Below are 14,069 nucleotides of genomic sequence, written 5' to 3' on the forward strand. Positions count from 1 at the left end.
CTTTTGATGCCCTCACCCCCCAAGAAACACTCTATTGGAGGATTTGACATCCATCCTTTATAATCCTGGTTCCGAAGATTCCGACCATGTCCCTGGATACCCCTCTTCTCATGTGCGGAAAATGGGTGAGTAAGAGTGGGTCGCCTGTGGTCCCTGCGCACCTTGGGTGTTTTCCACCAGCTGGCCAAAGGTGAAGTAGAACTCCTGCACCCACCACCCGGTTGTGATGCGAGAGGCTTTAGCGGGAACGGCTTTTCGTAAGAAGTCCAGTATCCGGCGACCTGCCACCAGGCTGGGCATTGCCACCAGCACCAGGGTCTGTATGACCTAGATTCTTATCTTGCGGATAGCATTTCCCTGGCTCCCACAGGCCGGGGAAAAAGGATTCGGGCCATGTCACCCGAATCCTCAGCTAGCCAAGGGTTGCATAACGGGGGGGTGATCAAGATGCGCACTGTTTTGAAGAATGGCAGGGTTATTGACCCGTCGTCGGGCCTGGATGAGGTGTTGGACCTGGCCATGGAGGATCATCGCGTGGTGGAACTTGGGAAGGGCTTGGCCGCGCACACTGAGGTGGATGTATCCGGGCTGAGCGTTACACCGGGCTTCATCGATGTTCACACGCACGAGGATGAGTCCTACGACGAGGCTATCTACCCTCATACCCAGCGCCAGATGGCCCTCATGGGAGTCACCACCATGGTGGCGGGTAACTGTGGCCTCGGCGTGCGGGACATACCCAGGTACCTGAACCTGATGGAGGGCAAGTGCCTGGTGAACCTGGCCATGCTTGTCCCGTACAACTCCCTCAGGCGTTACCTCGGTTACAAAAGCCCCTATGAACCCACTCCCCCTGGGGAGTTTGCCCGCTTGAGGGGCCTAATGGCCCAGGGCCTCAAGGCGGGGGCCTTTGGATTCTCCTTCGGCCCTGAGTATGATCCAGGGATAACCGATGATGAGATGGTGGACCAGTGCTCGGCGCTCCGAGATCATCCTGGCTCTATGGTAGCCGTCCACTACCGGCTTGACGGTGAGCTGGTGCTAGACTCCATTGTCGCCGTGGGACGGATAGGGGCGGCCAACGGCGTAACCTGCCAGTTCTCTCACATAGGATCGGGTGCCGCGTTCGGCTGGATGAGCCAAGCCCTGGATGTCCTGGAAAAGACCAGGCAGCAGGGTGTCAATATCCTGGCGGACTGCTACCCCTATGACGCCTGGTGCACCTACGCCGGTTCCACCTGCTATGAAGAGCAGAACCTGGAACGGATGGGGCTTGGTCACGACCGCCTGCTGGCTGTATCCGGCAAGTACCGGGGCCAGCGGATGACCAGGGAAACCCTGGCGGACCTCAGGGAGCATGACCCCGAGGTGCGCATCGTAGGGTTCGGCTTGAACGAGCACGAGGTGCTGGACGCCCTAAGGCACCCCCTGGTGATGGTGGCCAGCGATGGCGGCGTTAGGGATGATACGGGACACCCCAGGGTCACAGGAACCTTCCCCAAGGCGCTGGGAAGATACGTGAGGGCGGGAATGCTGGATTTCCACGAGACCCTCAGGAAGATGACCTGTGGGCCCGCCGACCACGTGGGCCTTCGAGGCAAGGGAAGGATTACCCCAGGTTCGGACGCAGACATTTGCGTGTTCGATCCCGATAGCCTGGAGGACAGGGCCACATTCTCCGAACCCCTGCTGGCACCTGCGGGGATCCACCACGTGCTGGTAGACGGCAGGTTCGCGGTGAGGGAAGGCCGCATAACCGAAGAAAGGGCTGGGAGGGTGCTCCGCCTTGCTGCGCGCTGATACCGCAGGGGAAGGCTCACGGCCCTGGGGCCGTGAGGTGGCAGGAAACGAAGTGCTGGGTCCCAATGGACCTGCTCTCAGGCTCCCGGATGGAACAGGTATCCGTCCGGTAAGGACAGCGGGTGTGAAAACGGCACCCTGGAGGTACCTGCATGGGACTGGGAGTGTCTCCGGTCAGCACAATGCGCTCCGCCAAGCGTGCTCTTGCCGGAACCCGACTCCCCCACGATGCCCAGGGTCTCCCTGCGGCGGATTTCGAAACTGACGCCGTCCACGGCCCTGACCCGTCCTAACACCCTGCTGAATACCCCTCCGGTCACCGGGAAGTGCTTGGCCAGGTCCTTTATCACGAAGATGTTCTCGGGCGTCTTCATAAACCGCCTCTCCTATAAGGTCCGGCCCGCCAGCAGCTCACGCGACGCCCATCAGCGCGCACTTCCCTTCCCTGCTAATGGGCAGTGAGATCCAGTGCCTGTCGCTCTTTAGGAAGGGTAGAGCCCCTCCTTCCCATGGCAGATTTCAGGCCTGCCAGCTTCCATCTTGCCTCGCCCCCCCAGTCCTACCAGGGCCCAACGTCCAACTGTAACGGAGCCCCGTGCTCCCTAGACTGAAGGATTCCAGGTTAACCCCCTAGAAGGATACTAGCGCCGTGCGTTTACTTCCACATGGCGCCACGGCCCACGGCATCATACTGGAGGGACTCCATGGACAACCCTGAACTTGAATATACGGTGATGGACATCATATCTCGTGCCGCCGAGCCTGTGGGCTCTTCCGCCCTGGCGCGGGAACTGGCAAGGGTGGGCCACAATGTTAGCGAGGCAACCGCAGGGAGGCTCCTGAGGAACCTTGACGAGCGCGGGCTCACTGAACGCTTCGGCTTCAGGGGTAGACGACTGACACCGCTGGGGCACGCCCGCCGTGAGGAGCTCATGGTGACCCTGGAACAGATCTCCTACGGAAACGAGCTCTTGAACACCCTCAAGAGCACAGATCGGAAGGAACTTGTGGATGTTCTCATTACCCGCAGGGCGGTGGAGGGAGAAAGCGCGAGGCTAGCAGCGGTACACGCGAGCCCTGCGGAAATCCAGCAGATGCTGTCTCTCATCGAGCACCACCAGCAGACCGCCAGCCGGGGCCTGGCTTCCAGCGATGATGTGGAGTTCCACCGCCTCGTTGCACTGGCATCTCGGAACCGCGTGCTCCTGGCTGTCCTTGACCTCATACGCCGGGATGGCCTGCAAGCCCCTGTCCTGGAGTTCATTCGCAAGGAGGTTGGGAGCAGGGTCGTCTCCGACCATACCACAGTGTATCAAGCCATTGCCGCTCGAGACCCCGAGGGGGCGAAGGCAGCCATGGTACAACACATCGATAATGTAATCAGGGATGTTGAGAGATACTGGGCCAAGGTGAGCGAATGACCCTTGGTGTCCCGGTCACTAGATGACCAGATTCCCAAGCCCTCGCCTGCACCCGGTCCGCCCGGGAGACCCTTGGGCCACCATGGGGCCGCCGCGACCATAGACTGAACGGGGTACCCTTGTGAAGCCGGTACCCAAGGGGGGATTACGTGTGCGCTTTGACCACCTCGTACTCGCCATGGCTGGCTTGCGGGTACTCTTTGGCATGATGGGGCTAGGCGGGGCTGCGCTGATGCTCTGGTATAACGACGTGTCGGTAGCTGTCAGGATCAATGCCGTTCTTGGCTCGGTGGGTCCCTTCGTCTTTCTTGGGGTGAGTCTCCTGGGCATCGCTGGCATGGCCGGGGAGATACCCGTGCAACGCCTGGTCCTGGTGGCCGCGGGTGGTACCCTGGTGCTGCTGGGTACCCGCTGGTAGTTGCAGGAACAGCCCTAGGTGCCCACAGGGGGGGGGGCACCTAGGGCTTAAGAGGTGATTACCGTGATGACCCGCCTGCCCTATGGCACCTTCTTCCTAGACCTCGAGGTCCCTCCTTCCTGGAGGGTCATTGAGCCCTTGATGGCGCCAGGGCTTTCCGCCGAGGGTGAGGCCCTGCGTGACGCCCTCCTGGATCCGCTGGGAACACCCAGCCTGCCTTTTGTCCTCCAGGACTCTTCTGACCTGTGCATCGTCATCCCAGACATCACCAGACCCGCGCCGGCGGGAACAATAGTCCGCTCCATCCTTGGGTTTGTTCCTCCCTCGATGAACACATCCATCCTGGTGGGCACCGGCTGTCACCGGGCATGCACGAGTGAAGAACTCGATCTCATGCTGGGAACGGATATTACCGGGAGGTACCAGGTGATTAACCACGATGCATTTGATCCGGGGGGACTCAAAATGGTTGGCCAGACCCCATCGGGCCTCAAAGTGTGGCTCAACAAAGCATACGCCCAGGCTTCCCGCAGGATCTCGGTAAGCCTCATAGAGCCCCACTTCTTCGCGGGCTTCTCCGGAGGTCCCAAGGCTGTTGTTCCCGGTGTGGCCGGCATAGAGACCATCCTGGGCGTTCACTCCGCGCCGCTAATAGGTCACCCGGGATCCACCTGGGGATGCCTGGTGAAAAACCCGGTTTACGCTGCCATCAGTGAGGCTTGCGGCCTTGTACCCCCACACCTGTCCGTGAATGTTACCACCAACAAGAACAGGGAGATAACCGGGGTGTTCGCCGGCGAGGTGTACCAGGCCCACTGGGAGGGCAGTGCCTCCGCTAAGAGGGTTGCCATGCGGCCGGTTACAGACCCCTTCGACATTGTGATCACCACCAATGGCGGGTGGCCCCTGGACCAGAACCTCTACCAGACAGTCAAGGGGCTCTCGGCAGCCCTGCAAATCCTGAAACCCGGGGGGTCCATCGTCTGTGTCTCAGAGTGCCGCTTCGGGCTGCCTGCCGGCGGGAACTTCGAGGCGCTCTTGAAGGCGTCATCCTCCCTGCGACACCTCAGGGCACTCGTGGAGAATGCCGCGGTTACTCAGGTGGATCAGTGGGAGGCCCAGGTCCTGTACGAGATCCTGGAGCGGGCCACAGTATACCTGAAGTCCCGGCTGTCCCCGGGGGAGGCCGCGGCCGCCTTCCTGCATCCCGTGGAGTGCGTGGAGGAGGGGATCGCCCTTGCCCTGCAATCCGCTGGGCCGGATCCTGCCGTGGCCGTGCTGCCGCAAGGGCCCTTCACCATTCCCTACGTGGACAAACCTGCACCAGACGCACCAATGGACCCGGCTAGGAGGTGACGGCATTGCGAGCTCTAAGAGGGATACCAAAAGGTCTCCTGCTGAGACTGGAGGCCGAGGTGGGGCCGGAGAACACGCTCATTTCCGAGGAGGAAAAGGAACCCTACGCCCATGATGAGAGCCCGGGGCTCCGGTTCATGCCCGATGCGGTTGTAAAGCCCGGGAGCGCCGGGGAGGTATCGAGGGTGGTTGAGGCAGCCGCCTCCTGGGGGGTGCCAGTTGTGCCCAGGGGGCTTGGCACAGGCCTGAGCGGTGGCGCCCTAGCGGTACACGGCGGTGTAGTGATATCCCTGGAGCGGATGGACTCCATCCTGGAGATAGACGAGGAAAACCTGGTAGCCGTGGTGGAGCCGGGGCTGGTGGTTGGCCATCTCCACCAGGCTGTGGAGGCCCTGGGCCTCTTTTACCCTCCCGACCCTGCCAGCCTGGAGAGTTGCAGCATAGGAGGGAACCTCGCGGAGAACGCTGGAGGCCCCAGGGCCTTCAAGTATGGCGTCACCTCTCACTACGTGTCTGGGGTAGAGGTGGTGCTGCCCAGCGGGCAGATGGTCCGGTGGGGTGGGAAGGTAGTGAAGAACGTCTCGGGCTATGACATCTCTCACCTCTTCGTGGGATCCGAGGGAACCCTGGGGGTGTTCACCAAGGCCTTCCTGCGCCTGCGGCCCCTGCCCCCCACCCGTTGCGACCTGCTGGTCCCCTTCGCCGATATCGGCCAAGCCATGGGCACCGTGACCAAGATCGTAGCCGGCAAGGGCATTGTCCCGGCACTCCTTGAGTTCTCCGATGGGGATAGCTTCCGCATTGCCCATGAAGCCTTGGGCAAGCCGCCATTCTTCCCTGGAGCCGATGCCCTCCTCATCATTGGCATTGACGGTGACGACGAGGAGGAGGTGGAGCGCAGATCGAGCATCGTGGGGGATCTCTGCCTCCAAGAGGGTGCCTGCGACGTGATGGTGGCCACCACCACAACCCAGAAGGAGCGGCTCTGGGAGGTCAGGAGGAAGCTCCTGGACGTCATCAAGGGGGTTTGTGAGAAGGTGGAATTGGAAGACGTGGTGGTCCCCCGGGCTCAGATCCCCCGCTTTGTACAGGCAGTCAAGCAGGCTTCAGTGGCACATGGCATTCCGGTGGCCGCCTGGGGTCACGCAGGCGATGGTAACGTCCACGTCACCCTTCTGAAGAGGGGAGTGGATGATGCTGCCTGGGAGCTGGGTCTTCCTCGCTTGGTGGAGACCGTAATGGATACTGCCGTCTCCCTTGGCGGGGTGATTACCGGTGAGCACGGGGTGGGGATGGCCAAGAAGGCATTCCTGAAGAAGGCGTGTGGCAAGGCGGAGCTCTCATTGATGCGCTCCCTAAAGAGGGCCCTGGATCCTGCGGGAATAATGAACCCTGGGAAGATCCTGCAGGACTAGCATTACTAGACTGGCCACCTGGGGCAAGGAGGAGGTTTCGCCGAACATGGGGTACGAAGAGGCGTGGGAACGGGCCGCCAAGATCGCCCAGGACATGGCCGCTTGCACTGGCCGCCGCATGAAGAGGATCATACGGGGGGATACGCCATCCTTCGCGGAGTGTGACATTGCCCGCCATCCCCAGGATCTGGAGGGGGCAGATGTAGCAATAGTGGGCTTCCCCTACCAGGGGGTGAAGACCCTTGACCCCCATACGCTGTTACCGGATCAAGCCTCGGTTCCTAGGGGGTCAATCTACTGTCGCGGCGGCGCCGAACTGGCTCCCGAGTACGTCAGGAAGTACTCCATCTTCTACTCCCTCTCCGAGGGCGGAGGCCCCGTCCCTGAGGTGGACCGGGGTCTCCGGATAGCGGACTGGCTGGCGGTGAGGGACTACGGTGATGTTGACGTGGTATCAGGAGATGTTGAGGCCACCAACGCCAACACAGTCTCCAGGGTCGGGGAGGTCTTCCGGGCGGGAGCGGTTCCCGTGGTCATTGGGGGGGATCACGAGGTGTCCACCCCCGTATTCCAAGCGCTCACTCGTGCCCGGCAGGGTAGCGTGGGCGTCGTGGTGTTCGACTCCCACTTCGACATGCACTCCGAGCCGCGGTTCTGGGCTGGGTCCCAGTGGGCCAGGGCCTTTGAGACTGGCCGCCTCGAGCCCGGCAACTTCGTCCAGATCGGGATCAGGGGGACCCGTCACCCCTTGTCAGAGCCCATTGTGGCCCAGGAGCTGGGATACAGGTACTTCACCATGTCTGAGGTGGACGAGATGGGCATTACTGCCGTGTGCGAAGAGGCCCTGGAAAGGATGGAGGGAGTGGACTGCCTGTACCTCTCCCTGGACGTTGATATCATTGATCCAGCCTTCTGCCCGGGCCAGCGCTACCCTGATGTGGGTGGCCTGACCTCCAGGGAAATCTTGAAGGCCCTTCGAATCCTCTCACGGTACGGGTTCACGGCCATGGACACGGCTTGCCTTTCTCCCCTTTACGACCTTAACGGCATTTCGTGCCAGCTGGTGGCCCGGTGCGTCATAGAGGTCCTCGCAGGCCTCGCCCAGGCACGACGCCTGGACCGGGTCCGGTTCTAGGCTCCCCACGGGCGTGGCCAGTGGTTGTTTTCCAACTCCGTCCCTATGACCCAAGTCTGGATGATGGCGTGTTTCAGAGCGCAGTCAAAACCTACCGCCTGTACAGCGGGGTTAGCGAGGACGGGTTACCATCGAAGCGCTAACTAGGCTCATACATCTTCGCAAGATACAGGTCATCGCTGTCCCAGCGGACGGCGCTGCTCATGAAGGTGGCGGGTCTTGGACAGCAGCGTGGCTTGCCCGGGTGCCGGGTAGAAGCGAAGGCGACATGCTCGCTGCAGGACTCACTGGACCCGGCCGCAGGTCACGTGGGCGATTCTATGGGCCAGGCTCTGCCCTTCGGATGACCTCAAACTCCCTGCAACCTTCAATGCCTTCCAGGCGGTCCTGGGTGACCTCTATGGCAGCGGGAGAGATGTCCACTCCGACCCACCTCCGCCCTATCCTCTCAGCTACCACCAGCGTGGTGCCGGAACCACAGAAGACATCAGCCACCAGGTCGCCGGCGCTTGACGAAGCAGCAAGGATCCTCTCAAGAAGGTTCTCATTCTTCTGGGTGTCATAGCCAGTCTTCTCTTGGGCAAAACTCATTATCTGTATGGAGGGCATGTCAACCCACACATCGTCTACGCACTTGCCCGGGGCTTTCCCAGGTTCGCCCCTGCGCCGGTAGCCCGGCTCGTGGGGGATGAATATCTTGGTGAAGCGAAATTCCGGGCCCTTTGAGTAAAAGAGGATCACGTCGTGGTTTCTTGCCCAGTTCTTGGCCCTTGTTTTGAACCCCGAGACCCAGCCGATCCTCCAGATGATCTCCCTGATGAACCGCTCCGGGCCGAACACCTCGTCCATGAGCACCTTAACGTAGTGGCTCACGGTGGGATCCAGGTGAATGTAGATGGAGCCCGTATCAGCCAAGAGGTCGCGGCAGAGTTCCAGCCTGGCCCTGATATACTCCAGGTATTCGGGGAGACCCCCGGGCCATGTGTCCCCGTAGGCATACTTCGCCTCGGTCCCCTGCCGGTAGTGCCGGTCCTTCCCGCTGAAGAAAGGGGGATCCCCGTAGATCAGGTCGACCTTGCCATACAGGTCTCCCCGGAGGGCACTCATGACCTCAAGGTTATCCCCATGGATCAGGAGGTTTCGCCAGCCATCCTGGAGGCTCCCCGAGCCATGCACCACGCCTTTGTCCAGGGAGCCAGTTGCGGGTGTCCTGGTGCTCCCCTTGCCCTGGAAGGAAAGGCTAACGCTCACTGGATCTCCCTCCTCGCCTCCTCCGCTTTCTACACCAGTACCAGGGCCCCTTAGACACGCGAACACACATTCTCACATCTTCGCAATTGGTCCGGGTCAACCCAGATCCTCCAGGCCCCCATGCCCATCGCTAGGTGCTCGCACTCCCTGTCGCAGTTCCCTAAAGCGCGCCGCTTCTAAGGATGACCCCTGCAACCCTCTGCAATGGCAATACCTCCCCTATTATAGCATGGGGGAAGTAAAAGGCGACGGGCCCGCAAGGGGGCAGCATGCAGCCTCCCGCAGAAGGTCTAGACTACCCCAGGGCGCATCAGGACATAGCCTCCCTCGAACTCCTGGATGGCCCCCATCTAGATGACGTGCCTGCGATGACACCCACGCAGCTCTCCAGCAGCCAAGACCCTGAAGCGAACTGGAGGCGCGCCTTCGCAAATCGGCCGCACAGAGCCCGAACCAGAACATGAGGGACGTCTCGGAAATTCCGCACTTACCTCAGGGGTTGGGCCGGCTACTACTCCAGGCCCCCCTCGAAGCCGTGGAAGCGAGTGAGAACTCGTATTCACGAACTGTCCCGGCTAGGTCTGGCGGGTTCTGCAGCCTGCGCCTTTGTGCAGACGTCCAGAAGGTCAATTGACGCGTCCCGGGGGCCGCTAGACCGAGCCCTGGGCTCCGCCTACCGGCAGGCCCAGGGCCCAATCAGCCTACTCTCTACGTGCCCCAGTCTCCTTAACCTTGCTAAGCCACCCGGTGTGGACCTGCGTGCCGGGTGGTGTAGGGGAACAGAGGCCACGTGTCCCCTCCCTCGATCCCAGTCACAGTTGAACAGGACTCTCTAGTACCTGAAGAACACGTGGTTTCCTATGACTGTGGTTACCGGGTGTGACCTCACCCAGCGATTGGTGGTCTTGGCAGGGTTATAAAAGCCGTTAGCCCCAAGGGAGGGGTCACGCCCCCCTATGGCCTCCCTCACCGCGGAGAACGCCGCCTGGCTCGCCGGGAGATTTATCCTCCCGTCCAGAACCGGGGAGTACTGGTAGTACCTCCCGTCGGTCACCTCGTACACCACACCAGGGATGGTCTTGGGGTAACGCGGGTCTTTCACCCTGTTTAGAACGGACGCGGCCACCGCCACTTGGCCCTCGTATGGCTCCCCTCCAGCCTCCGCATGGACCAGGCGGGCAAGAATCTCGATATCAGACGCGCTGAAAGCGCCCTGGCTTGGCTGGGAGGGCTCAGAGCCGCTACCTTCAGCAGGTACCTGTATGGTTCTCCCGGCCTTGAGGTAGTCACCCTTTATGCCATTGGCTCGCCGGAGTTCTTCCACAGTAGTTCCAAACCTCCGCGCTATGAGGAAGAGAGAATCTCCTCTTTGCACAGTATACAGCTGCCTGCCCCCAGCGGTGCTGGACAACACAAGCAGCCACCCTGATTCGATATAGTCGCCTGAGACCTCGTTGGCGGTCCTGAGCTGAGGCACGTTCATCCCCGAGCTCCTGGAAATCAGGTATAGGCTCTCTCCTGACTTCACCCTGTGGGTACTAACCCTGCCATCCGGCACCTGGATGACCTGCTTAGGATGTATGGTATCACCCTTCAGGCCGTTGTTCTTCTTGAGTTCCTCCACCGTGCTGCCGAACCGTCTCGCGATCTTAAACAGGGAATCTCCCGGGCGCACCGGGTACGCCGCCGCCAGCACCGTCCCGCAGAGGACAGCCACCAGCCAGAGTGCCAGAACTACCACCATCATTCTATGGTAACGAGTCAACTTTTGCCCCCCTTTGGCCTCCTGGGCCAAGAGCTGGTAGAACTCACCTCACCTTCCGTGCAATGTTATGTTACCAATGAGTCACTAAATTCGACAGGTAGATGCATGTTTTCCTGCTGGCAACACTATTTTCCGTTAATTCCCTGGCTCACCATGGAGCATACCAGGGGGGGGATTCCAGGCTTCATGGCGTCTAGCCGTGCCCGGAGAGGGTTCACGGAGCGTTCAGGATTTGGGTCAGAATAGGAAGAGGGTGGCAGGAGAGCCAGGGCTGTACGCCCTCCTAGTGAGGTGGGTGAGTTGAAGCCTGTCCGTACGGGGTTGATGGGGCTACAGGGCAGGTGCTGTGGAGGGTGTCTTGTCCCTGGAGCCCCGGGGCTCAGGATGCAACCCAGTGACACCCCGCCCGGTTTCCTGCCTTGAGGCGCCTCGGCGGGGCGCAGGCAGCCCGGTTCCAGCTAACTAGATGAACACCGAATGGCACACGGCCACCGCTGCCAGGAAGGCTGCCATGTCCCCTAGGAGGGCAACGGGAAGGGCGTGACGGGTTCTTTTCACGCCCACGGCGCCAAAGTAGAGGGTGATTATGTAGAAGGTGGTATCAGTGCTCCCTTGAAGGGTTGACGCCAGGAACCCCGTGAAGGAATCCGGGCCCCACTTGCGCATGAGCTCGGCTGTGATCCCTAAGGCCCCGCTGCCGGAGATGGGCCTTATGAACATCAGGGGAACCACCTCCGCAGGGATGCCCAAGGGGTCGGTGAAGATGGAAAACCCCGAAACCAGGATGTCCAGGGCGCCGGACGCCCTGAACACCGAAAAGGCCACAAAGATGCCTACCAGGTACGGAAGGATCTTCAGGGCCAGCCAGAAACCATCGATGGCTCCCTCCACAAAGGCCTCGTAGACCTTGACGCCCTTCAAGAGGCCGTAGAGTGGTATGCCCACCAGCATGATGGGAAATGCCCAGTGCGACAGGGAAGCCAGCGCGTCCATCACCATGACCTGAAACCCCTAGCACGGACAAGGCGGTCCAGGAGCAGAACACAGGCAGTGGCCACGAGGGATGCCACGAGGGTGGTGCCCACTATGGCCGTTGGGCTTCTAGAGTCCAGGGAGGCCCGCAGTGCCACTACGGCACCGGGGATCAGGGTCAGGCCAGAGGTGTTCAGCAGCACGAAGGTGCACATGCTGTCGCTAGCCTCGTCAGAGTCGTTGATCTTCTGGAGTTCCTGCATGGCCTGGAGGCCCAGGGGGGTAGCCGCGCTCCCCATGCCCAGCAGGTTGGCGGCAAAGTTCAGCATGATTGCGCCTACGGCAGGGTGCGCGCTGGGGAGCTCGGGGAACAGCATTGAGGCTAGGGGCCTCATGAACCTGGCAATCGTTTCCACCAGACCGGCCTTTTCAGCTATTTTTAAAAGCCCTAGCCAGAGGCACATGATGCCCAGGAACCCGCCGATGGTCTCCACCGCCGAGTTGGCCGCGGAGAGTGCCCCTGCCGTGACTACCTCTATCCTCCCTGTGCAGGCGGCCACCACTACCCCAATGGCCAGGAGGCCAAACCAGATGGCATTGAGCACGTTGTCTCACCCCTTCCGAAGACAGCATATGAAGGCATGAGCACGCCTAGAAGAACATCGCGGGTTTGGCCCCAAGGCACATGGAACGAATTTCATAAATAATTACCGGCCGAAGGACTAACAATAGTAGTGGGTCTACAGCAGCCGAGCCAAGGTCAATCTGGGTTCTGACTAGGAACTCAGATTGGCCGGGCAAAGATCGCTACAGGTTCATAGGCCTCTTGGGAGTCGGTGGTTCCCTTGCCACTGGATCTGTAGCGGTCGGCGTGAAGATCATCATGGGTCTCCGAGGGGTTTCGGGTAGCCGAAGGGCTATCCGGAGCTCCAGGCCTAGATCCATGGTGGTCGAGCTAAGATCGCCAGGGGACTCGGTCCGGTCTGTGGTGGCCGAGAGGTCATCATAGGCCGTCCCCGACAGTACTCCTGGCGGTCGAGCAAAGGCCGGAGTGGGTTCAAGCCTGAGGGTCAGGAGTAGCCGAAGGTTGCTCCTGGCTCCGGATGGATCCACTTCGACCGGAGCGAAGGTTGCTGTAGGCCCAAGGTTTTTTAAATGCCTGCAGCCAGGCCCTTCAGGATCATGTGCCCCACCTTATGGATGTCTCCTGCTCCCATGGTCAGGACCAGGTCCCCTGGGCGCGCCTCCCGGGTTACCATATCTGCTATGGACTGGAATGATTCACCATAGCGGGCCTGGCCATCTAGGAGCCGTACCAGGTCAAGGGATGAGACCTCTCCTGTGTTCTCCTCCCGAGCGGCATATATATCGGATATGACCACCCGGTCCGCCTCTTTGAGCGACTGGGCGAAGTCATTTAGCAGTGCCCGCGTTCTTGAGAAGGTGTGGGGCTGGAACACACACCAGATCAAGCCCCGGGTCCAGAGGCGGGCAGCCTTCAGGGTGGCTGATATCTCCGCTGGATGGTGGGCGTAGTCATCAACCACCACGACCCCTCGGGATTCCCCCTTTACCTCGAAGCGACGAAGGGCCCCAGTGAAGTTTTCCAGGGCGTGCTGTATATCACTGGCAGGCACACCCAGGTAGACACACGCCGCAGCAGATGCCAGGGCATTGTATACGTTGTGGCGGCCGGGGACGCGGAGCCTCCAGCGGCCGAGTTCCTCCCCGTCCAAGAGTACAGTGAATGTGGGATAGGGCCCTTCGAAACGCAGGTCCGTCGCAGTGAGCCGCCCGGGAGAGGCCATGCTGTACAACAGGGTTTCGCATCTGCACCTCTCGACGATGGACCTTACCTCGGGGTCATCACCATTTCCCACGAGACAGCCCTGGGCAAGGCTTCCAAATTCCCCGAATGCCCGGGCGATGCTAGAGAAGTCCCTGTAGAAGTCCACATGGTCCAGGTCAACGTTGAGGATGATCCCAACTTCGGGGCGCAGGCGGAGGAAGGCGCCTTCATACTCGCATGCCTCGGTCACGAAGTAGCCGCCTGACCCTATCTGCACATTGCCACTAGAGGCCGCCATCTCCCCGCCCACAAGCGCTGTGGGGCATAGTCCCGCCCCCTCCAGGATGGCCGTGATCATGGAGGTGGTGGTAGTCTTGCCGTGGCTGCCCGCAACAGCCACACTGTGGGGGCACTCCTTCATTACCTGCCCTAGCATCTCGGCTCTGGATATAACTGTAAGTCCCAGATCCCTCGCCCTGACCAGTTCGGGATTCCAGGGCTTGGCGGCGGCGGTATACACCACCACCTGAGCGTTATCCACATGGTTAGGGTCGTGCCCGAGCCAGAACCGGGCGCCCTTGTGTACCAGCCGGTCGGTGATGGCGCTCCCCACCATGTCGGATCCCGATACCTCGTGGCCCTTTGCCAGCGCGACCTCAGCGAGCGCGCTCATGCCCATTCCGCCTATGCCCACAAAATGAATCCGCAACCTCGAGACCTTCCCTTCTTCGACGATAGTGATTTTTT

12 protein-coding genes and 1 pseudogene are annotated in these 14,069 nt (G+C 60.9%); 6 read left to right on the forward strand and 7 right to left on the reverse strand.

Features of this window, described 5'->3' with window-relative positions:
- The first annotated feature begins 447 nt into the window (after positions 1-447).
- A complete protein-coding gene (locus AB1576_02055; protein ID MEW6080576.1) occupies positions 448-1,800 on the forward strand; it encodes an amidohydrolase family protein in 1,353 nt (450 codons plus the stop codon).
- 16 nt (positions 1,801-1,816) lie between these two features.
- Here the strand turns inward: AB1576_02055 and AB1576_02060 are convergent, their stop codons facing one another.
- Together AB1576_02060 and AB1576_02065 are read right to left on the reverse strand one after the other, a co-directional pair.
- Positions 1,817-1,954, reverse strand: a complete 138-nt coding sequence (locus AB1576_02060; GenBank protein ID MEW6080577.1) for an oligopeptide/dipeptide ABC transporter ATP-binding protein — start codon at positions 1,952-1,954, stop codon at positions 1,817-1,819.
- A gap of 37 nt (positions 1,955-1,991) precedes the next feature.
- Positions 1,992-2,174, reverse strand: a pseudogene (locus AB1576_02065) (ATP-binding cassette domain-containing protein).
- Positions 2,175-2,504: 330 nt separating this feature from the next.
- Between AB1576_02065 and AB1576_02070 the strand changes: the two are divergent.
- The 5 genes from AB1576_02070 to AB1576_02090 all read left to right on the forward strand — a co-directional run bounded on the left by AB1576_02070 (position 2,505) and on the right by AB1576_02090 (position 7,545).
- Positions 2,505-3,221, forward strand: a complete 717-nt coding sequence (locus AB1576_02070; protein ID MEW6080578.1) for an FCD domain-containing protein — start codon at positions 2,505-2,507, stop codon at positions 3,219-3,221.
- A gap of 151 nt (positions 3,222-3,372) precedes the next feature.
- Positions 3,373-3,639 (forward strand): DUF2619 domain-containing protein, encoded by a 267-nt coding sequence (locus AB1576_02075; protein ID MEW6080579.1) that lies wholly within the window; start codon positions 3,373-3,375, stop codon positions 3,637-3,639.
- Positions 3,640-3,705: 66 nt separating this feature from the next.
- On the forward strand, positions 3,706-4,995 hold the full coding sequence (larA, locus tag AB1576_02080) for a nickel-dependent lactate racemase (protein MEW6080580.1): 1,290 nt from the start codon (positions 3,706-3,708) through the stop codon (positions 4,993-4,995).
- Positions 4,996-5,000: 5 nt separating this feature from the next.
- Positions 5,001-6,410: an FAD-linked oxidase C-terminal domain-containing protein gene (locus tag AB1576_02085; protein MEW6080581.1), complete on the forward strand. Its 1,410-nt coding sequence runs from the start codon at positions 5,001-5,003 to the stop codon at positions 6,408-6,410.
- Positions 6,411-6,456: 46 nt separating this feature from the next.
- Positions 6,457-7,545, forward strand: a complete 1,089-nt coding sequence (locus AB1576_02090; GenBank protein ID MEW6080582.1) for an arginase family protein — start codon at positions 6,457-6,459, stop codon at positions 7,543-7,545.
- A 318-nt stretch (positions 7,546-7,863) separates the two neighbouring features.
- Here the strand turns inward: AB1576_02090 and AB1576_02095 are convergent, their stop codons facing one another.
- The 5 genes from AB1576_02095 to murC all read right to left on the reverse strand — a co-directional run bounded on the left by AB1576_02095 (position 7,864) and on the right by murC (position 14,031).
- The gene (locus AB1576_02095) at positions 7,864-8,796 is read right to left on the reverse strand and encodes a site-specific DNA-methyltransferase (protein ID MEW6080583.1); all 933 of its coding nucleotides are present in this window, start codon (positions 8,794-8,796) and stop codon (positions 7,864-7,866) included.
- An 832-nt stretch (positions 8,797-9,628) separates the two neighbouring features.
- Positions 9,629-10,561, reverse strand: a complete 933-nt coding sequence (locus AB1576_02100) for a LysM peptidoglycan-binding domain-containing protein (GenBank protein ID MEW6080584.1) — start codon at positions 10,559-10,561, stop codon at positions 9,629-9,631.
- A 462-nt stretch (positions 10,562-11,023) separates the two neighbouring features.
- Positions 11,024-11,560, reverse strand: coding sequence for a nucleoside recognition domain-containing protein (locus AB1576_02105; GenBank protein ID MEW6080585.1), 537 nt, complete (start codon positions 11,558-11,560; stop codon positions 11,024-11,026).
- Complete coding sequence (locus tag AB1576_02110) at positions 11,554-12,138, reverse strand: nucleoside recognition domain-containing protein (protein MEW6080586.1); 585 nt, start codon at positions 12,136-12,138, stop codon at positions 11,554-11,556. Before AB1576_02110 ends, AB1576_02105 begins: the two co-directional genes overlap by 7 nt.
- Before the next feature lie 546 nt (positions 12,139-12,684).
- On the reverse strand, positions 12,685-14,031 hold the full coding sequence (gene murC / locus AB1576_02115; GenBank protein MEW6080587.1) for a UDP-N-acetylmuramate--L-alanine ligase: 1,347 nt from the start codon (positions 14,029-14,031) through the stop codon (positions 12,685-12,687).
- Positions 14,032-14,069: the final 38 nt, after the last annotated feature.

It is taken from the genome of Bacillota bacterium (genome assembly GCA_040754315.1).
Classification (GTDB): domain Bacteria; phylum Bacillota; class Sulfobacillia; order DUSP01; family JBFMCS01; genus JBFMCS01.